Origin of the sequence: Vibrio sp. 10N.222.48.A3 (genome assembly GCF_041475345.1) — a bacterium.
GTDB classification, from domain to species: domain Bacteria; phylum Pseudomonadota; class Gammaproteobacteria; order Enterobacterales; family Vibrionaceae; genus Vibrio; species Vibrio tasmaniensis_A.
In genome coordinates this window covers 1-406 of sequence record NZ_JBFRVX010001014.1, presented here as the reverse complement: position 1 = coordinate 406, position 406 = coordinate 1, and the positions used below count along the sequence as shown (strand labels likewise).

Genomic DNA, 406 nt, shown 5'->3' with positions numbered 1-406 from the left:
AGGGTTTTCTAAGAATATATTACTTCCTACTTGTTCTTTATTAGGTGAGGTTATTATTGTCCCTTCTTCCGTATATAGGAAAACATCGTCTCTACCTATAATATCTTTTAGTATTGATCCTTTTTTTATGCTACTAATTATCGCGATATCTTCATTTATCTTATACACTATACCGAATACGACCTCTCCCGAAGTTGATGAAGTATAAGGCTTTGAAACATAGAACTCTTTACCTTTCTCGAATGTTTCGATAAAATAATCACGTTGAATTTTTTTAACATTAACTTCTGTAATTTTTCCAGACATATCGTAAAGCGAACCTTCACGGTCAAAAAGGAAGACACCGATACTAATATTACCAAAAATATTATGAATTGATTGCAGTTGGTTAGTAAGGTTAGAGGAT

At 31.8% G+C, this 406-nt stretch carries 1 pseudogene; it reads right to left on the bottom strand.

Annotation, left to right across the window (positions count from 1 at the left end):
* Positions 1 to 406: pseudogene (locus AB4653_RS23080) on the bottom strand (methyl-accepting chemotaxis protein); the annotation flags it as partial.